This is a genomic window from Pseudomonas fragi, assembly GCF_900105835.1.
Classification (GTDB): Bacteria; Pseudomonadota; Gammaproteobacteria; order Pseudomonadales; family Pseudomonadaceae; genus Aquipseudomonas; species Aquipseudomonas fragi.
The window spans coordinates 2,938,705-2,955,973 of the sequence record NZ_LT629783.1 but is presented as its reverse complement, the minus strand read 5'-3'; the positions used below and the strand labels follow the sequence as shown (position 1 = coordinate 2,955,973).

At 59.8% G+C, this 17,269-nt stretch carries 19 protein-coding genes; 10 read left to right on the top strand and 9 right to left on the bottom strand.

What is annotated here, in order from left to right; genetic code table 11:
- The first annotated feature begins 185 nt into the window (after positions 1-185).
- The 6 genes from hisB to BLU25_RS13395 all read left to right on the top strand — a co-directional run bounded on the left by hisB (position 186) and on the right by BLU25_RS13395 (position 4,060).
- On the top strand, positions 186-779 hold the full coding sequence (gene hisB / locus BLU25_RS13420; protein WP_016783108.1) for an imidazoleglycerol-phosphate dehydratase HisB: 594 nt from the start codon (positions 186-188) through the stop codon (positions 777-779).
- The gene (gene hisH, locus BLU25_RS13415; protein WP_016783109.1) at positions 779-1,417 is read left to right on the top strand and encodes an imidazole glycerol phosphate synthase subunit HisH; all 639 of its coding nucleotides are present in this window, start codon (positions 779-781) and stop codon (positions 1,415-1,417) included. Before hisB ends, hisH begins: the two co-directional genes overlap by 1 nt.
- The gene (locus BLU25_RS13410; protein WP_016783110.1) at positions 1,417-1,674 is read left to right on the top strand and encodes a DUF2164 domain-containing protein; all 258 of its coding nucleotides are present in this window, start codon (positions 1,417-1,419) and stop codon (positions 1,672-1,674) included. The genes hisH and BLU25_RS13410 overlap by 1 nt, the downstream gene beginning before the upstream one ends.
- 39 nt (positions 1,675-1,713) lie before the next feature.
- Complete coding sequence (gene hisA / locus BLU25_RS13405) at positions 1,714-2,451, top strand: 1-(5-phosphoribosyl)-5-[(5-phosphoribosylamino)methylideneamino]imidazole-4-carboxamide isomerase (RefSeq protein WP_016783111.1); 738 nt, start codon at positions 1,714-1,716, stop codon at positions 2,449-2,451.
- A gap of 10 nt (positions 2,452-2,461) precedes the next feature.
- Positions 2,462-3,232: an imidazole glycerol phosphate synthase subunit HisF gene (gene hisF / locus BLU25_RS13400; protein ID WP_003438568.1), complete on the top strand. Its 771-nt coding sequence runs from the start codon at positions 2,462-2,464 to the stop codon at positions 3,230-3,232.
- Positions 3,233-3,304: 72 nt separating this feature from the next.
- Entirely contained in the window at positions 3,305-4,060 is a 756-nt protein-coding gene (locus BLU25_RS13395; protein WP_083369680.1) for a substrate-binding periplasmic protein, read from the top strand.
- A 131-nt stretch (positions 4,061-4,191) separates the two neighbouring features.
- On the opposite strand, the gene BLU25_RS13390 is transcribed toward BLU25_RS13395, so the two are convergent.
- The 4 genes from BLU25_RS13390 to gpmI all read right to left on the bottom strand — a co-directional run bounded on the left by BLU25_RS13390 (position 4,192) and on the right by gpmI (position 9,345).
- On the bottom strand, positions 4,192-4,974 hold the full coding sequence (locus BLU25_RS13390; protein WP_016783113.1) for a divergent polysaccharide deacetylase family protein: 783 nt from the start codon (positions 4,972-4,974) through the stop codon (positions 4,192-4,194).
- 1 nt (position 4,975) lies between these two features.
- Positions 4,976-6,292, bottom strand: coding sequence for a S41 family peptidase (locus BLU25_RS13385; RefSeq protein WP_016783114.1), 1,317 nt, complete (start codon positions 6,290-6,292; stop codon positions 4,976-4,978).
- A 35-nt stretch (positions 6,293-6,327) separates the two neighbouring features.
- On the bottom strand, positions 6,328-7,614 hold the full coding sequence (locus BLU25_RS13380) for a murein hydrolase activator EnvC family protein (protein ID WP_016783115.1): 1,287 nt from the start codon (positions 7,612-7,614) through the stop codon (positions 6,328-6,330).
- Positions 7,615-7,809: 195 nt separating this feature from the next.
- Positions 7,810-9,345, bottom strand: a complete 1,536-nt coding sequence (gpmI, locus tag BLU25_RS13375; RefSeq protein ID WP_016783116.1) for a 2,3-bisphosphoglycerate-independent phosphoglycerate mutase — start codon at positions 9,343-9,345, stop codon at positions 7,810-7,812.
- A gap of 148 nt (positions 9,346-9,493) precedes the next feature.
- Here gpmI and BLU25_RS13370 point away from each other — a divergent pair, with 148 nt between their 5' ends.
- The 3 genes from BLU25_RS13370 to secB are packed head-to-tail and all read left to right on the top strand — an operon-like array spanning position 9,494 to position 10,691.
- A complete protein-coding gene (locus tag BLU25_RS13370) occupies positions 9,494-9,907 on the top strand; it encodes a rhodanese-like domain-containing protein (RefSeq protein WP_016783117.1) in 414 nt (137 codons plus the stop codon).
- Between the two features lie 2 nt (positions 9,908-9,909).
- Complete coding sequence (grxC, locus tag BLU25_RS13365; RefSeq protein ID WP_016783118.1) at positions 9,910-10,164, top strand: glutaredoxin 3; 255 nt, start codon at positions 9,910-9,912, stop codon at positions 10,162-10,164.
- Between the two features lie 41 nt (positions 10,165-10,205).
- Complete coding sequence (gene secB / locus BLU25_RS13360; protein WP_003438592.1) at positions 10,206-10,691, top strand: protein-export chaperone SecB; 486 nt, start codon at positions 10,206-10,208, stop codon at positions 10,689-10,691.
- A gap of 145 nt (positions 10,692-10,836) precedes the next feature.
- Here the strand turns inward: secB and trmL are convergent, their stop codons facing one another.
- The gene (gene trmL, locus BLU25_RS13355) at positions 10,837-11,292 is read right to left on the bottom strand and encodes a tRNA (uridine(34)/cytosine(34)/5-carboxymethylaminomethyluridine(34)-2'-O)-methyltransferase TrmL (protein ID WP_016783119.1); all 456 of its coding nucleotides are present in this window, start codon (positions 11,290-11,292) and stop codon (positions 10,837-10,839) included.
- On the opposite strand from trmL, the gene BLU25_RS13350 reads away from it, so the two are divergent.
- Positions 11,291-11,728, top strand: a complete 438-nt coding sequence (locus tag BLU25_RS13350) for a hypothetical protein (protein WP_029611683.1) — start codon at positions 11,291-11,293, stop codon at positions 11,726-11,728. The two genes, trmL and BLU25_RS13350, sit on opposite strands and share 2 nt — an antisense overlap.
- Before the next feature lie 525 nt (positions 11,729-12,253).
- Here the strand turns inward: BLU25_RS13350 and ntrC are convergent.
- From ntrC to glnA, 4 genes are all read right to left on the bottom strand, one after another.
- A complete protein-coding gene (gene ntrC, locus BLU25_RS13345) occupies positions 12,254-13,687 on the bottom strand; it encodes a nitrogen regulation protein NR(I) (protein WP_016783121.1) in 1,434 nt (477 codons plus the stop codon).
- A complete protein-coding gene (gene glnL / locus BLU25_RS13340; protein ID WP_016783122.1) occupies positions 13,684-14,769 on the bottom strand; it encodes a nitrogen regulation protein NR(II) in 1,086 nt (361 codons plus the stop codon). Before glnL ends, ntrC begins: the two co-directional genes overlap by 4 nt.
- A gap of 422 nt (positions 14,770-15,191) precedes the next feature.
- A complete protein-coding gene (locus BLU25_RS13335; protein WP_016783123.1) occupies positions 15,192-15,608 on the bottom strand; it encodes a cupin domain-containing protein in 417 nt (138 codons plus the stop codon).
- A 173-nt stretch (positions 15,609-15,781) separates the two neighbouring features.
- Positions 15,782-17,188, bottom strand: coding sequence for a glutamate--ammonia ligase (gene glnA, locus BLU25_RS13330; RefSeq protein ID WP_016783124.1), 1,407 nt, complete (start codon positions 17,186-17,188; stop codon positions 15,782-15,784).
- Positions 17,189-17,269: the final 81 nt, after the last annotated feature.

Genomic DNA, 17,269 nt, shown 5'->3' with positions numbered 1-17,269 from the left:
CGCGAGCAAGCCCGCTCCCACAGACGGATTGCGTCTCTGTGGGAGCGGGCTTGCTCGCGATTCAGGCGGCGCGGCCTGTGCGTCAATGCGCATTACGTCAGCCACCGCACCCTTAATGTTTCTGTTTGCCTGACCCGTGCCTATAATGGCCACCTTTTTCGCCCAATGATTTTGCGGAGCTGGTGATGGCCGAACGTAAGGCGTCAGTCGAGCGCGATACTCTGGAAACCCAGATTAAAGCCTCGATCAACTTGGATGGTACCGGTAAGGCCCGATTCGATATCGGTGTTCCTTTTCTTGAGCACATGCTCGACCAGATCGCCCGACATGGGCTGATCGACCTGGACATCGAGTGCAAAGGCGACCTGCATATCGACGATCACCATACCGTCGAGGATGTCGGCATTACCCTGGGTAAAGCCTTCAGCGAAGCCGTCGGCGACAAAAAAGGCATGACCCGCTACGGCCACGCCTATGTCCCGCTGGACGAAGCGCTGTCCCGTGTAGTCATCGACTTTTCCGGTCGTCCTGGTCTGCAAATGCATGTTCCCTATACCCGCGCCACCGTAGGCGGTTTCGACGTTGACCTGTTCCAGGAGTTCTTCCAGGGCTTCGTCAACCACGCCAATGTCAGCCTGCACATCGACAACCTGCGCGGTACCAACACCCACCACCAGATCGAAACCGTGTTCAAGGCTTTCGGCCGCGCGCTGCGCATGGCCGTTGCACTGGATGAGCGCATGGCTGGGCAAATGCCTTCTACCAAGGGCGTGCTCTGATGCAGACAGTTGCGGTAATCGATTACGGCATGGGTAACCTGCACTCGGTGGCCAAGGCGCTGGAGCACGTTGGCGCCGGCCGGGTGCTGATTACCAGCGATGCCAGCGTGATTCGCGAAGCCGACCGCGTGGTGTTTCCGGGTGTGGGCGCGATTCGCGACTGCATGGCGGAAATCCGTCGTCTGGGTTTTGACTCGCTGGTACGCGAAGTCAGTCAGGATCGTCCGTTTCTCGGTATTTGTGTCGGCATGCAAGCCTTGCTCGACAGCAGCGAAGAGAACGGCGGCGTTGATTGCATCGGCCTGTTTCCGGGCGCCGTGAAGTTCTTCGGCAAGGACCTGCACGAAGACGGCGAGCACCTCAAGGTGCCGCACATGGGCTGGAACGAAGTGCAGCAAAAAGTCGATCACCCGCTGTGGCACGGTATCCCCGACCTGGCGCGGTTCTACTTTGTACACAGCTACTACATTGCGGCGGGCAATCCCCGCCAGGTAGTCGGTGGCGGGCATTACGGTGTTGATTTCGCCGCAGCGCTGGCCGAGGGCTCGCGCTTCGCGGTGCAGTTCCACCCGGAAAAAAGCCATACCCACGGCTTGCAGCTGCTGGAAAACTTTGCGGCCTGGGATGGCCGCTGGTAATGGCGCCGCGCAAGAAGCCGCCGATTCTCACGCTCACCCCCGAGCAAGAGAGCGAAGCCAACAGCAAGATCAAACGCTTTATGGAAGACCGCTTCGAACTGGACCTGGGTTCGTTCGAGGCGGCTGAAATCCTTGAGCTGTTCACCCGCGAAATCGCCCCGCATTACTACAATCGGGCGATTTTCGATGTGCAAGCGCACCTCAAAGAGAGGTTCGAGAGCATCGAAAGCGACCTGTGGGCGCTCGAGAAGAACTGATTTCCGAGTCTCAGACTCCCGAATTTGAAGGTTTGCCACATGCTGATTATTCCCGCTATCGATCTTAAAGACGGTGCCTGCGTACGTCTGCGTCAGGGCCGCATGGAAGACTCCACGGTGTTTTCCGATGACCCGGTGAGCATGGCTGCCAAATGGGTAGAGGGCGGTTGCCGCCGTCTGCACCTGGTCGACCTGAACGGTGCCTTTGAAGGCCAGCCGGTCAACGGCGAAGTGGTCACTGCCATTGCCAAATTGTACCCGCACCTGCCGATTCAGATCGGCGGCGGGATTCGCTCCCTGGAAACCATCGAGCATTACGTCAAGGCGGGCGTGAGCTATGTGATCCTGGGCACCAAGGCAGTGAAAAACCCGGAGTTCGTGGCCGAGGCCTGCCGCGCATTCCCGGGCAAGATCATTGTCGGTATGGATGCCAAAGACGGCTTCGTGGCCACCGACGGCTGGGCTGAAGTCAGCACCGTGCAGGTCATCGACCTGGCCAAGCGTTTTGAAGCGGACGGCGTGTCGGCCATCGTTTATACCGACATTGCCAAAGACGGCATGATGCAGGGCTGTAACGTTAGCTATACCGCTGCATTGGCTGCTGCTACCAGCATCCCGGTGATCGCTTCGGGTGGCATCCACAACCTGGGTGATATCAAGGCCCTGATGGATGCCAGGGCTCCTGGCATCGTCGGCGCCATCACCGGTCGTGCCATCTATGAAGGCACGCTGGATGTAGCCGAGGCTCAAGCCTTCTGCGACAGCTACAAGGCCTGAGGAGAGACCCATGGCGCTGGCCAAACGCATCATCCCTTGCCTGGACGTGGATAACGGCCGGGTCGTCAAGGGCGTCAAGTTCGAGAACATTCGCGATGCCGGCGACCCGGTGGAAATCGCTCGTCGCTACGACGAGCAGGGTGCTGACGAGATTACCTTTCTCGATATCACTGCCAGCGTCGATGGTCGCGACACCACGCTGCATACCGTCGAGCGCATGGCCAGCCAGGTGTTTATCCCGCTGACCGTTGGCGGCGGCGTGCGCTGCATCCAGGACATCCGCAACCTGCTCAATGCCGGGGCCGACAAGGTTTCGATCAACACTGCAGCGGTGTTCAACCCCGAGTTTGTGGGCGAAGCGGCGCAGCATTTTGGTTCGCAATGCATTGTGGTTGCCATTGATGCCAAGAAAGTCTCCTTGCCGGGCGAAACCCCGCGCTGGGAGATTTTCACCCACGGCGGGCGCAAGCCTACCGGGCTCGATGCGGTCGAGTGGGCAATGAAGATGGAAGGCCTGGGCGCTGGCGAGATCTTGCTGACCAGCATGGATCAGGACGGCATGAAAAGTGGTTTTGACCTGGGCGTGACCCGTGCCATCAGCGATGCGCTGGGCATTCCGGTGATTGCCTCGGGTGGCGTGGGCAACTTGCAGCACCTGGCTGACGGCATCCTTGAAGGTCACGCCAGTGCGGTACTGGCAGCGAGTATTTTCCACTTCGGCGAATACACTGTGCCAGAGGCCAAGGCGTACATGGCTGAGCGCGGAATCGTGGTCCGTTAAGGCCAAAGGCTACTGGACAGCATGGCGTGCCCACGGCACTCTTGAGCACGCCATGGATTCAGGTCGCCTGTCATGTTCAAACGCTTTTTGCCTGTTCTCGTCAGTTCCACGATGTGGCTGGCGAGTACCGCTTTTGCGGCCGATACGTCGAACCCGTCGATCGTATTGCTGACTGAAAACTTCCCGCCCTACAACATGGCCAAAAACGGCAAGAATTTTGCGCAAAACGACAATATTGAAGGCATCGCCGTCGATATCCTGCGTGAAACCTTTAAACGTGCCGATATCTCCTACAGCATGACCCTGCGTTTCCCTTGGGAGCGTATTTATCACCTCGCCCTTGAAAACCCCGGCTACGGCGTGTTCGTCACGGCCCGCGTGCCCGAGCGTGAAAAACTGTTCAAGTGGGTAGGCCCCATCGGCCCGGACGACTGGGTGTTGCTGGCCCGAGGGGATAGCCCGATTACCCTGACGTCCCTTGAACAGGCCCGCCAGTACCGGGTGGGGGCTTACAAGGGCGACGCCATTGCCCTGTCCCTTGAGAAGCAGGGGCTGGCGCCGGTGATCGTGTTGCGTGATCAGGACAACGCCCGCAAGTTGCAGGCCGGGCAAATCGACCTGTGGGCCACGGGGGCGCCGGCCGGGCAGTTTTTGGCGCGGCAAGTGGGGATTTCCGGGTTCAAGACGGTGTTGCGCTTTCATCAGGCCGAGTTGTATCTGGCGCTGAACAAGGATGTGCCTGACGAGTTGGTGAGCAAGTTGCAGAAGGCGCTGGATCAGCTAAGGGCTGAGGGCGTGCTGCAGAAGATCAGCGCGAAGTACCTGTAACCCCAGGTACTGCCTAACCTGTGGGAGCGGGCTTGCCCGCGATGGCATCCCCCCGGTTTGCCTGACAGACCGCATGCCTGCATCGCAGGCAAGCCAGCGCCCACAAGAGCCAGCTGGTGCGTATCCCGTTTTCAGCGATAAACCCCATCCTTCCCATGCCCGGCCATCGCCTTGTTGCTGCGCACACCGATCATCTGCCTGATATCGATCCAGTCAATGCCCTGGGCCTTGAGCCTGGGCAGTTCGCGTTCGAGCACAGCGAGGGTCTGTGGATAAGGATGGCCGATCATCACTGCCGAACCCTGCTTGTGCGCCAACTTGATCGCGGTTTGCAGTTGCGTGGTGATCGCCTGTTCTGTGCGCACATCATCGAGAAACACATCCCGCGAAACACTGGCCAGGCCGATTTTTTGTGCTTCGGCTGCGGCGACCGTTTGCGCGCTGGTGCGGCTGTCGACAAAGAACTTATGGCGCTGCTGCAAATTGCCCATCAGCCAGGCCATTGCTTGCGGCTGGGAGGTCATGCGGCTGCCCATATGGTTGTTGATGCCGCTGGTGTAGGGCACGGCCTTGAATGCGGCGTTGAGGCGTTTTGCCAGTTCGTCGACTGGCAAGTCCGGGTGCCAGGCAAAAGGCCCGGTGGCCGGGTCCATCGGCATATGCAAGATCACGATCTTGCCGGCCTTGTGGGCTTCGCGGGCAAACTCGGCGGCATGGGGGGTGTCGGGCATCACAGCGGTGGTAACCGGGCCGGGCAAGGCCAGCACGCGGCGGTCCCGGGGCAGGTTTTGCCCCAGGTCATCGATGATCAGGCTCAAGTAAGCCTTGTGCGGTGTGGCGGGCGCGCTGGCCGGTGCCGCGTGGGCGGCACCGGTCAGGCAGCAGAGCAGGGCGAAGGCCAGGGGAAGACGCACCTCAGTTGCCGCGTGTGATGCTCAAGCCTTTAAGCAGGCTCAGGGCCTGGCTCAGCTGGAAGTCATCGTCCTGGGGCATTGGCTTGGCTTTGGGGCCGGAGCCGGTCGGTTTGTCGGCACCGCCGTTGCCATTGCCGAGGTGACCTTGCAGGTCGGCCTCCTTGTAGTACTCGGTGTCTTGCTCGCGGGTGATCTTGGCGCGGCTGACTTCGATGTCCGGCACGATGCCCTGGGCCTGGATCGAGCGCCCGTTCGGAGTGAAGTACAGCGCCGTGGTGATCTTCAGCGCGCGGTCATTGTTCAGTGGCAGTACGGTTTGCACCGAGCCTTTGCCGAAGCTGGTGGTGCCCATCACCACGCCGCGTTTCTGATCCTGCAAGGCACCGGCGACGATCTCGGACGCCGAGGCGCTGCCGCCGTTGATCAGCACCACCAATGGCACGCCTTCGCTCAAGTCCTTGCCGGTGGCCGAGAAACGCAGCTCCGAGTTGGCAATGCGGCCCTTGGTGTAGACGATCAGACCCTTGGTGATGAAATGGTCTACCACTTCAACTGCCGACTGCAGCACGCCGCCCGGGTTGTTGCGCAGGTCGAGGATGATGCCCTTGAGGCGTTTATTGCCGTTTTCGCGGCGCAGTTTGGACAGTGCTGCGGCCACTTCTTCGCCGGTCTTGACCTGGAACTGGGTAATACGGATATAGCCGTAGCCATCTTCAAGCAGCTGGGCCTTGACGCTCTTGACCTGGATATTGGCGCGGGTCAGGGTCACGTCGAAAGGCGTGCCGCCGTTGCGCACCAGGGTCAGGGTGATTTTCTGGCCGATCTTGCCGCGCATTTTGTCCACGGCTTCGGTCATGCTCAGGCCGCGAGTGGGCTGGCCATTGATCTTGACGATAAAGTCACCGGCCTGGATGCCGGCCTTGCTGGCAGGGGTGTCGTCGATCGGCGAGACGATTTTGATGTTGCCGTCTTCAGTGCCGACCTCAATACCCAACCCGCCGAACTCGCCGCTGGTGCTTTCCTGCAGCTCGGCGAAATCTTCCGGCCCCAGGTAGGCAGAATGCGGGTCGAGGTTGCTGAGCATGCCCTTGATGGCATTCTCCAGCAGGGTTTTGTCGTCTACCGGCTCAACATAGGCGGCCTTGATCCGATCCATGACCTCGGCAAATGTGCGCAGCTCTTCCAGAGGCAGCGGTGCCTTGGCGCTGGTAGCAGCCCCGGCTGGCGGAATGCTCGGCTCGGCAGCAAATGCCAATGGCGAGCCGATCAGCAGAGCGATCGTCAGGGCCAGCGAGTTGAGGCGGGACAAATGCGGCATGTTGAGCGAACTCCTACGTATTAAAGGTGATGGACTCATCCCTGAGTGCGACACCATTGTGCAGGGTCGCTTGGGCGTCCCTGCTGACGAATAGCAAAATACAGTGCTGGCGTGGCCTGACCACCGCTGTTGCCCACGGTGGAAATCACCTCGCCGGCTTTTACAACGTCGCCGGCAGACTTGAGCAACGTCTGATTGTGGCCATACAAGCTTAAGAAACCATTACCGTGGTCCAGAATCACCAGTTGGCCTGCACCGCGCAGCCAGTCGGCAAACACCACGCGACCACCGTGTACGGCGTGTACCTGGGTGCCGGCACCTGCACTGATCATCACGCCGTCCCACTTGGTGCGCGAGTCGTCGCCACGGGTTTCACCGAAGCGTGCAAGCAGTCGACCATCAACCGGCCACGGAAGTTTGCCCCGGGCTTGAGAAAAAGCACCGCCGTAGGACGCACCTGCGCTGGAGACCAAGGGACCCGGCGTGGATTGCACCGGTTTGCGCGGGGCGTCGGTGGCCACCGAGGCAGCCTCGCGCTGGCGTTTTTTCTCGGCTTCCTGTTGCGCAATCAGGGCTTTTTGTCGTGCCTGTTCGGCTTCGCGGGCCTGGCGGGCGAGCGTTTCTTCGATGGTCTTGAGGACGTTAGCCAGATCGGCCTGATCTTGCTCGCGAGCCTGCAGCTTCTGGTCGCGGTCCTTGACGTCGGTATTGAGCTTGGCCAGGACTTGCTGACGCTCTGCACGCACCTTGTCGAGCTCGGCGCGCTGGGCGTCCAGGCTGCTTTTCTGGGTCAGCAGTTGCGCTTGCTGCAAGTTGATATCGGCTTCGACATTGGCCAACTGGCGCAGGGTTTCGTTAAAACCCTTGAGCTGGGCCAGGCGGGCTTCGCTCAGGTAATCGTAATAGGTGAGCGTTCGGGCGAACTTCTCGGGGTTTTGCTGGTTGAGCAGCATCTTCAGGTATTCCTGACGCCCGCCCTGATAGGCGGCACGGGCCTGAATGGCGATCAGGCGTTGCTGTTCAAGTTTTGCGCTGTGGAGTTTTTTTTTCTCGCTATCTAGGCGCAGCAGCTCGCCTTCACTCTTTTTTAGTTCTTGTTGCAGGGCTTCTACCTGCTTCTCCAGCTTGCCGATTTCGGTTTCGGTGCCGCGCAGGTCTTTCTGCACGCCGGATTTTTCTTCCTGGAGCTTGCCCAGGAGCTTTTTCAGCTCGCTGATATCCTGGCGCGTAGCATCCAGCTGCTGTTGGGTTTGCGCGCGCTCGTCGGCAAACGCCGGTTGGAGCAGGCATGCGAGGGTCAGGGCTATAAGGGCGCGAAGCATGGGGCGGGCGACACCTGGGGAACGGGACGGCCTAGTATGCCCGCCCTCGTCACCTATAAGAAATGGATGAAGGTGAAATTGTAGCCGTTGATCCTGTGGGAGCGGGCTTGCTCGCGATAGCATCACCACACAATGCCTGATGCACCGCGTCGCCGGTATCGCGAGCAAGCCCGCTCCCACAGGCATTGCATTGTTTTATGCGTCAACCAGAATCGATTTGCCGGTCATCTCTTGCGGCTGAGGCAGGCCCAGCAGCTTGAGCATGGTCGGCGCCACGTCGGCCAGTACGCCGCCTTCGCGAACCTTGAGCGCACGCTTGCCCACATAGATGAACGGTACGGGTTCGCAGGTGTGGGCGGTGTGTGCCTGGCCTGTGGACTCGTCTTCCATTTGCTCGACGTTGCCGTGGTCAGCGGTGATCAGGGCTTCGCCACCAACCTTGTCCAGCGCTTCAACGATACGGCCCACGCAGGCATCCAGGCACTCAACCGCTTTGACGGCGGCGTCGAATACACCACTGTGGCCGACCATGTCGCCGTTGGCGTAATTGACCACAATCACGTCATAACGCTGGTTTTCGATGGCGTCGACGATATGGTCGGTGACTTCGGGGGCGCTCATTTCCGGCTGCAGGTCGTAGGTGGCGACTTTCGGCGACGGCACCAGAATGCGCTCTTCGCCCGGGAACGGTTCTTCACGCCCGCCCGAAAAGAAGAAGGTCACGTGGGCGTATTTTTCGGTTTCGGCGATGCGCAGCTGGGTTTTGCCGTTTTTGGCCAGGTAATCGCCCAGTACGTTTTCCAGGCTGCCGGGGGCAAATGCGCTGGGCGCCGGGATGCTGGCAGCGTATTGGGTCAGCATCACGAAACCGGCCAGCTTTGGCTGACGGGCGCGGGCGAAGGCGTCGAAATCATCTTCAACGAACACCCGGGTCAGTTCGCGGGCGCGGTCGGCACGGAAGTTCATGAAGACCACGGCGTCGCCGTCTTCAACCTTCACGGGCTCGCCGATGGTGGTGGCCTTGACGAACTCGTCGCTTTCGCCACGCTCGTAGGCCGCTTCCAGGCCTTGTTGGGCGGTGGCGGCGTTGAACTCGCCCTTGCCGTCGACGATCAGGTTGTACGCCTGCTCTACGCGGTCCCAGCGATTATCGCGGTCCATTGCGAAGTAACGGCCAATCAGGCTGGCGATACGGCCCTTGCCCAGGTCCTTGAACGCCTCGTCCAGCAGCTCAATGGACGAAGCCGCGCTTTTTGGCGGGGTATCGCGGCCATCGAGGAAGGCGTGCAGGTAGATTTTTTCTGCGCCGCGTTTAAAGGCCAGCTCGGCCATTGCGATCAGGTGGTCCTGATGGCTGTGTACGCCACCATCGGACAGCAAACCCAGGATATGCACGGCCTTGCCTGCACCCACGGCCTTGTCGACCGCGGCACAAATGGTCGGGTTTTCAAAGAACTCGCCATCGCGGATGGATTTGGTGACACGGGTGAAATCCTGATACACCACGCGGCCGGCGCCCAGGTTCATGTGGCCGACCTCGGAGTTGCCCATCTGGCCGTCAGGCAGACCGACATCCATGCCCGAACCCGAGATCAGGCCGTTCGGCATGCTCGCGCAAAGACGATCCAGCACCGGTTTCTTGGCCGAATAAACGGCGTTGTATTCGTGACTTTCACTGTGACCGAAGCCATCCAGGATGATCAGGACCAAAGGTTTAGGCGTGGTAGTCATAGATCCCACTCGTGGCTGGTTTATAAGAAGGTATGCAGAGGACGCGCAGTTTAAAGCGAAGTTCATGTGGCGTCACCGCCGGGCGGGGTTTGGCCGACCAAGGTGGCTGTGTATACTGGCCCACATTTTACGACCCTGGAACCTTCTGATGGTTGAGCACCTGATTGCATTTGCGACTTCTCACTACCTGCTTGTAGGCGCGTTTGTCATCCTGCTGGCGCTGTTGATCGCCCACGAGATGAGCCGTGGCGGGCGCAGCATCAGCACGGGCGAACTGACCGGCCTGGTCAATCGCGACGAAGGTGTGGTGATTGATATTCGCCCGGCCAAGGATTTTGCCGCCGGCCACATCGTGGGTGCTATTAATATCCCGCAAGACAAACTGATGGCGCGCATTGCCGAGCTGGACAAGCACAAGGGCAAGACCCTCATTCTGGTCGACGCTGCCGGCCAGCACTCGGGCGGCCATGCCCGTGAGCTGCTCAAGGCTGGCTACAATGCGGCCAAGCTGTCTGGCGGCATCTCCAGCTGGCGCGCCGACAACCTGCCAGTGGTGAAGTAAGCATGTCCAAGGTCATCGTTTACTCCAGCGACTACTGCCCTTACTGCATGCGGGCCAAGGCCCTGCTTGAGAACAAGGGTGTTGCCTTCGAAGAAATCAAGGTCGACGGCAAGCCACAGGTACGCGCCGAGATGGCGCAGAAGGCCGGTCGCACGTCGGTCCCGCAAATCTGGATCGGTGACAAGCATGTTGGCGGATGCGATGACCTGTTTGCTCTTGAGCGCGCAGGTAAATTGGATGCGCTGCTGAACGTCTGACTCTCATTCTCTATAAGCCCCAAGATCAACAAGGATCTGTGATGACTGACCAACAGAACACCGCTGCTGTTAGCGATGAAGACACCGCTCCACAATTCTCCCTGCAGCGCATCTACGTGCGTGACCTGTCGTTCGAAGCGCCAAAAAGCCCGGCGATCTTCCGTCAGCAGTGGGAGCCGAGCGTTGGCCTGGACCTGAACACCCGTCAAAAGCCGCTGGAAGGCGACTTCCACGAAGTGGTTCTGACCCTGTCGGTTACCGTTAAAAACGGCGACGAAGTGGCGTTTATTGCTGAAGTGCAACAGGCTGGCATCTTCCTGATCAAAAACCTTGATCCAGCGTCGATGAACCACACCCTGGGCGCGTTCTGCCCGAACATCCTGTTCCCGTATGCCCGTGAAACCCTGGACAGCCTGGTAACTCGCGGCTCGTTCCCGGCGTTGATGCTGGCTCCGGTGAACTTCGATGCCCTGTACGCGCAAGAACTGCAGCGCATGCAGGAAGAAGGCAGCCCGACTGTTCAATAAACAGCCGATGCCACAAAAAAAGCGCCTTAAGGGCGCTTTTTTTGTGTGTTGGAGCGGGCTTGCTCGCGATGGAATCGCTGCAGTGCAACAGGTACACCGCGTAGCCTGCATCGCGGGCAAGCCCGCTCCCACAGGGGTGGTGTGATTACTTGAACCCTTGCTGGCGCCAGGCTTCGTACACCGCCACGGCCACGGTGTTGGACAGGTTCAGGCTGCGGCAGCCTTCGCGCATGGGCAGGCGCAGGCGGTGATCGCCGTCCAGGGCGTCGAGCACCTCAGGCGGCAAGCCACGGCTTTCAGGGCCGAAGAGAAAGGCATCGCCCTCGGCAAACTGCACGTCGTGAAACGGCTTCGAGCCTTTGGTGGTGAAGGCAAACAGGCGCGGATGGCCCAGGCTTTCAAGGCAACTGGCCAGGTCGGCATGCCGCTTGAGTGGCGCATACTCGTGGTAATCGAGCCCTGCCCGGCGCAAGCGCTTGTCGTCCAGCTCAAAACCGATAGGCTCGATCAAATGCAGGTGGCAGCCGCTGTTGGCGCACAGCCTGATAATGTTGCCGGTATTCGGCGGAATTTCTGGTTGAAAAAGGATGACGTGAAACATGCACGGCTCCGAACTTAAAGATGGGCAGCATTCTACGCCTGAAGAAGACCCGCGACCGAAACTATGGCCACGGGTTTTGGGTTCTTTGGTGATAGTGGGCGTGATGGTGGGGATGATGATCGGTCGTTTGACCGCGCCAACCCCGGTTGAGCTGCAACAGGTGGACGTGCTGCCCGGTGGCCTGGTGGTGTGGTTCAGCGCCGAGCCCAAGCTGCATGGCGAGTTGGTCGACGGCACGCTGGGGTTGCTGTTCGATGCCAAGGGCAAGGTGCAGAGCGGCCAGTTGACGTTTAACGGCAAGAGTGTGAACTGGCGGGTGCGTGATACAGATAGCGGGTTGCTGCTGACCCTGGTGGCGGCCCGTGCCTTGCGGGGCGACTGGGCCGGGGCGCCGCAGGATGGGCGCTGGCGGTTGCAGGTGAACCTGCGAGAGTAATAAAAGAGGGAATTCCAGCCTGCCTGTACCGGGTTCCCCAAAAGCGTTGTGCGCGTTGATGCAAAAGGCATCAAGGCTGCGGGTGTAAAAGTGGGGAGTCTTGACCTGCCTGTATCAAGGTCCCCTAAACCGGTGTTGCGTGTAATAGGTATTGCAGGGGGCGTGCCAGTTTTTGACTCTTTGTAAAAATTGCCTCTTGAGTACGCAAAAGCCCCGGATTCCGGGGCTTTTGTTTGGGGGCTGATTTTGTTCCAGGGTTTGGCGCAAACCCTTGGGCTAGAGCTGTGCACGATATTGGGGCAGGTTGCTTGAGGGTGGTGCGGTCAGATCAAGAGCCCCTCACCCTAACCCTCTCCCGGAGGGAGAGGGGACTAAAAGCAAAAGCAGATTTATGCAGCACCACCAATCAGCTCTCTCTCCCGGAGGGAGAGGGGGACTAAAAGCAAAAGCAGATTTATGCAACACCGCCAATCAGCTCCCTCTCCCTCCGGGAGAGGGTTGGGGTGAGGGCGCTTTTGAACGGCTTCAGGCCTCGTCGCCCTCATCCTCGTCGCCATCGATCTTCATGCCCAGTTCCTTGATCTTGCGGGTCAAGGTGTTGCGGCCCCAGCCCAGCAGCACCGCAGCGTCGCGGCGACGGCCTGCGGTGTGCTTGAGCGCGGTTTCGATCATGATCCGCTCAAAGGTGGGTACGGCACTGTCGAGCAGATTGGACTGGCCACGCCCCAGCGCCTGATCAGCCCACTGGCGCAGCGCCTGCTCCCAGTTGGTGACAGGGGAGGCGTCCTGTTGCAGGTTCAGCAGCTCAGGGGGCAGGTCACCGATATGTACTTCGCGACCCGATGCCATCACCGTGATCCAGCGGCAAGTGTTCTCCAGCTGGCGCACATTGCCCGGCCACGGCAGGTTTTTCAGATATTGCTCGGTCTCGGCCTTGAGCAGTTTGGGCTCCACTGACAGCTCTTGCGCAGCGCTGCTGAGGAAATGCCGGGCCAGGGTCGGGATATCTTCGCGGCGGTCCGACAGGCGCGGGATATGGATGCGGATCACGTTCAGGCGGTGAAACAGGTCTTCACGAAACTTGCCGGCCTGCACCAGGGTTTCCAGGTTCTGGTGCGTGGCGGCGATGATGCGAACATCGACCTTGACCGGCATGTGCCCGCCAACCCGGTAGAACTCGCCATCGGCCAGCACCCGCAGCAGGCGGGTCTGGGTGTCGGCCGGCATGTCGCCGATTTCATCGAGGAACAAAGTGCCGCCATCGGCCTGTTCAAAACGGCCGCGGCGCAGGTTCGCAGCGCCGGTGAAAGCGCCTTTTTCATGGCCGAACAGCTCGGATTCCATCAGGTCCTTGGGGATCGCAGCCATGTTCAACGCGATAAACGGTGATGCGGCGCGCGGGCTGTGGCGGTGCAGGGCGTGGGCCACCAGCTCTTTGCCCGTGCCTGACTCGCCGTTGATCAACACCGTGATGTTGGAGTGGCTCAGGCGGCCAATGGCCCGAAACACCTCTTGCATGGCCGGCGCTTCGCCGATGATTTCCGGGGTGGGGGCCAGCGTCGGCGCCACGGCCAGGCCTTGTTGTTCCTGGGCGTGCTGGTTGGCGCGCTTGACCAGGGACACGGCGTCGTCGACGTCGAACGGTTTGGGCAGGTATTCGAATGCCCCGCCCTGGTAGGACGCCACTGCGCTGTCCAGGTCGGAATGAGCCGTCATGATGATCACCGGCAGGCGCGGGTGTTGCTCGCGGATTTTGGCGAGCAGGTCCAGGCCGCTGGAACCGGGCATGCGGATATCGGAAATGATCACGTCAGGCTGCTGGCGAGCCAGTCGGCTCATGACCCCATCGGCACTGTCGAAACTTTGTGTGGTCATGCCTTCCTGTTGCAAGGCTTTTTCCAGGACCCAGCGGATTGAACGGTCGTCGTCGACGATCCACACGGTTTCACTTCGGCTCATGTCGATGCGGCTCCTTGTTCCAGTGGTAGAAAGATCGAGAAGAGTGTGTGGCCGGGGTGGCTTTCACACTCGATCAACCCCTGGTGCTGACTGATGATGTTTTGCGTGATGGCCAGGCCCAGCCCGGTACCGTCCGGGCGGCCGCTGACCATCGGAAAAAACAGGGTGTCCTGCAGTTCGGCCGGTATGCCCGGGCCGTTGTCGATAATTTCGATTTTGGTGACCAGCCGGTGGCGTATATGGCCAATGGTGAACTGGCGCATGGCGCGGGTGCGCAGGCTGATGCGCCCCAGGCGCAGCTCGTTCTGGCTGCCGATGGCCTGCATCGCGTTGCGCACGATATTGAGTACTGCCTGGATCATCTGTTCACGGTCGATCAGCAGGTCGGGCAGGCTGGGGTCATAGTCACGCACCAACGTGATGCTGCCCTGTGTCTCGGCCTCGACCAGATTGCACACGCGTTCAAGCACTTCGTGGACGTTGGTCATGGCCAGCGACGGCAGTTTGTTGGAGCCCAGCATGCGGTCGACCAGGTTACGCAGGCGGTCAGCTTCTTCAATGATGACGTTGGTGTAGTCGCGCAGGTTTTCGTCGGGCAGTTGGCGGGCCAGCAACTGGGCCGCGCCGCGAATGCCGCCCAGCGGGTTCTTGATTTCGTGGGCCAGGCCGCGCACCAGCATCTTGCTGGTTTCCTGCTTGGACAGCTGGGCTTCTTCTTTGGTGATGCGCAGCAGGCGGTCGCGGGGGTGCACCTCAAGCAGCAGCAGGGTGCCGGCGTTGCTCAAGATGGGCGTTACTGCATAGTCCACCGTCAGGTTCTGGCCCGTCAGCGAGGTCAGCATGGCTTCGCGCTTGGTAAACGGGTGTGCTTGCTCAACCGCCTGGCGCAGCGAGTGCAGTGCCTCGGTGGACTCAGTGAACAGCTCGCTGATGAATTGCCCGTGACTGCGTTGACCGCTGATCGCCAGCAGCATCTCTGCCGCCGGGTTCATGTACTCAAGGCGCAGGTCGGCATTGAGTAGAAGCGTTGCGGTGGTCAGGTTGTCGAGTAACAGTCGGTGCAGGGCGTCACTGATGGTCATGGGCCGATCCCGGATTGCGTGCGCGGGTGAAGCGCTGGTGCAAGGAAAATGCAAAAACCAAACCAAGGCTCCGAAAAGAAGCGTCGCCCCCCTGAAATAGGCGTTTACAACTTGAACGCATATCGCCGCAATCCGGCTCGCGAGTGTTTTTGAACCAAATTGGGCTGGTTAATGCACTATCAAACTATAGTTGCACCAATATAGTGCAATTTAGGTGAATGGATTCAGTTGCTTGAAAAAGGGCATGGGATTGTTGTTATTGCCGCAGCCGGGCGTCTGTAGCAGCTGCCGAAGGCTGCGTTCGAGCGCGCAGCGGTCGCAAACCCTGAGTGCGCGATTGAACTGAGACACCGCGATCTCTGATGTGGCGACCGCTTCGCGCTCGGACGCAGCCTCCGGCAGCTGCTACGGGCCTTGCGTGGTTAATGGGACAAGGGCATGCCAGGTGTGCCGGCATAGAACACGATCAGTTCAACCGGGGCCTTTCCGCTGGTGCCGCGATGGGCGGTGTTGACCATCTCGGGCAGTGCCTGGCCAGGCCTAAGTGTGGTTTTGTGCAGGCCGTCTTCGGTTTCAACCGTCAGTTCGCCAGCCACCACATAGGCGATATTAGGCATGGGGTGCGTGTGCCATTTCAGTGCGGTGCTGGCCGGAAGGGTGATTTTGACCACGGTGAATTCCGGCTTGCCGTCCGGCCAGGTGTAAGGGGTGCCAATCCACGATTGCCCGGTCTTGAGCAGTTGCTCGACCTTCACAGCAGTGGGTGGGCTGGCGCAGCCCAGCAGAAGCAGGCAGGCGAACGACAACAGCAGGGCTTTGAGGGTGAGTAGGGGGTGCATGTCAGTCTCCAGTGGTTGAGGGCCATAAACTACCCATCACCCAATCAGGTGGCTGTCAGGGACTGACACGAATCCAGAGGCTCTGATCCGATGCTTGCGTAAGACGACGCCCACAAAAAAGCCTCCCGAAGGAGGCTTTTTCGAATCACGCCGCTTGCGCGGGCGTCACCGGATTAGCAGCTGTAGTACAGCTCGTATTCCAGTGGGTGTACGAAGGTACGAACCTGGATTTCTTCTTCGCTTTTCAGGGCGATGTACGCGTCGATGAAGTCGTCGCTGAAAACGCCGCCTTTGGTCAGGAACGCACGGCCCTTGTCCAGCTCTTCCAGGGCTTCTTTCAGGCTGCCGCAAACTTGTGGGATCTCTTTGGCCTCTTCAGGCGGCAGGTCATACAGGTTTTTGTCAGCTGCGTCGCCAGGGTGGATCTTGTTCTGGATACCGTCCAGACCAGCCATCATCAGTGCGGCAAAGCACAGGTATGGGTTGGCTGCCGGGTCCGGGAAACGAGCTTCGATACGGCGAGCTTTAGGGCTGGACACGTAAGGAATACGGATCGAAGCCGAACGGTTACGAGCCGAGTAGGCCAGCATGACCGGCGCTTCGAAACCTGGTACCAGACGCTTGTAGGAGTTGGTAGCCGGGTTGGTGAAGCCGTTCAGGGCCTTACCGTGCTTGATGATACCGCCGATGAAGTACAGGGCAGTGTCGGACAGGCCGGCATAGCCTTCGCCTGCGAAGGTGTTCTTGCCATCTTTGGAAATGGACATGTGAACGTGCATACCCGAGCCGTTGTCGCCGTACAGAGGCTTTGGCATGAAGGTAGCGGTACGGCCGTAGGCGTCTGCCACGTTGTGTACGCAGTACTTCAGGGTCTGAACTTCGTCAGCTTTTTTCACCAGGGTGTTGAACTGCACGCCGATTTCGTTCTGGCCAGCAGTTGCCACTTCGTGGTGGTGAACTTCGATAACCAGGCCCATTTCTTCCATGGCGTTGCACATGGAGGTACGGATTTCGTGGTCATGGTCGAATGGCGGAACCGGGAAATAGCCGCCCTTGACGCCAGGACGGTGGCCTTTGTTGCCGCCTTCCACGTCCTGGTCGGACATCCACGAACCTTGTTCGGAGTAGATCTTGAACATCGAACCGGAGATGTCGGACTTGAATTTCACCTGGTCGAAGATGAAGAACTCTGGCTCCGGGCCAACGAAAACGGTGTCGCCGATACCGGTGGACTTCAGGTATTCCTCGGCACGGGTAGCGATGGCGCGTGGGTCGCGGTCATAGCCCTGCATGGTCGAAGGTTCGATGATGTCGCACACCAGGATCAGCGTAGGCTGTTCGGTGAACGGGTCCAGAACGGCCGTGCTGTCGTCTGGCAGCAGGATCATGTCGGACGCTTCGATGCCTTTCCAGCCAGCGATGGAGGAGCCGTCGAACATTTTGCCGTCGGTGAAGAAGTTTTCATCCAGCGCATCACGGGCCGGCATGGTCACGTGGTGCTGAGTGCCTTTGGTATCAGTGAAGCGCAGATCAATCCACTTGACGTCATGATCTTTGATGAGTTGAACCGACTTCGACATAGTGTCCTCCGGGGTGGCTTAGGGCGGGTAGTGGAATGCCCTTAATAAGTGGTTGATGCCGGCGCGAATACTCTGCCAAGG

Bases quoted from the DNA above. Each gene is read 5' to 3' on its own strand.
- secB (WP_003438592.1), top strand. From the start codon at position 10,206: ATGACTGACCAACAGAACACCGCTGCTGTTAGCGATGAAGACACCGCT.
- hisH (WP_016783109.1), top strand. From the start codon at position 779: ATGCAGACAGTTGCGGTAATCGATTACGGCATGGGTAACCTGCACTCG.
- BLU25_RS13335 (WP_016783123.1), bottom strand. From the start codon at position 15,608: ATGCACCCCCTACTCACCCTCAAAGCCCTGCTGTTGTCGTTCGCCTGC.
- BLU25_RS13395 (WP_083369680.1), top strand. From the start codon at position 3,305: ATGTTCAAACGCTTTTTGCCTGTTCTCGTCAGTTCCACGATGTGGCTG.
- grxC (WP_016783118.1), top strand. From the start codon at position 9,910: ATGTCCAAGGTCATCGTTTACTCCAGCGACTACTGCCCTTACTGCATG.
- ntrC (WP_016783121.1), bottom strand. From the start codon at position 13,687: ATGAGCCGAAGTGAAACCGTGTGGATCGTCGACGACGACCGTTCAATC.
- hisB (WP_016783108.1), top strand. From the start codon at position 186: ATGGCCGAACGTAAGGCGTCAGTCGAGCGCGATACTCTGGAAACCCAG.
- BLU25_RS13350 (WP_029611683.1), top strand. From the start codon at position 11,291: ATGCACGGCTCCGAACTTAAAGATGGGCAGCATTCTACGCCTGAAGAA.
- BLU25_RS13410 (WP_016783110.1), top strand. From the start codon at position 1,417: ATGGCGCCGCGCAAGAAGCCGCCGATTCTCACGCTCACCCCCGAGCAA.
- glnA (WP_016783124.1), bottom strand. From the start codon at position 17,188: ATGTCGAAGTCGGTTCAACTCATCAAAGATCATGACGTCAAGTGGATT.
- gpmI (WP_016783116.1), bottom strand. From the start codon at position 9,345: ATGACTACCACGCCTAAACCTTTGGTCCTGATCATCCTGGATGGCTTC.
- hisF (WP_003438568.1), top strand. From the start codon at position 2,462: ATGGCGCTGGCCAAACGCATCATCCCTTGCCTGGACGTGGATAACGGC.
- BLU25_RS13385 (WP_016783114.1), bottom strand. From the start codon at position 6,292: ATGCCGCATTTGTCCCGCCTCAACTCGCTGGCCCTGACGATCGCTCTG.
- hisA (WP_016783111.1), top strand. From the start codon at position 1,714: ATGCTGATTATTCCCGCTATCGATCTTAAAGACGGTGCCTGCGTACGT.
- BLU25_RS13370 (WP_016783117.1), top strand. From the start codon at position 9,494: ATGGTTGAGCACCTGATTGCATTTGCGACTTCTCACTACCTGCTTGTA.
- trmL (WP_016783119.1), bottom strand. From the start codon at position 11,292: ATGTTTCACGTCATCCTTTTTCAACCAGAAATTCCGCCGAATACCGGC.
- glnL (WP_016783122.1), bottom strand. From the start codon at position 14,769: ATGACCATCAGTGACGCCCTGCACCGACTGTTACTCGACAACCTGACC.
- BLU25_RS13380 (WP_016783115.1), bottom strand. From the start codon at position 7,614: ATGCTTCGCGCCCTTATAGCCCTGACCCTCGCATGCCTGCTCCAACCG.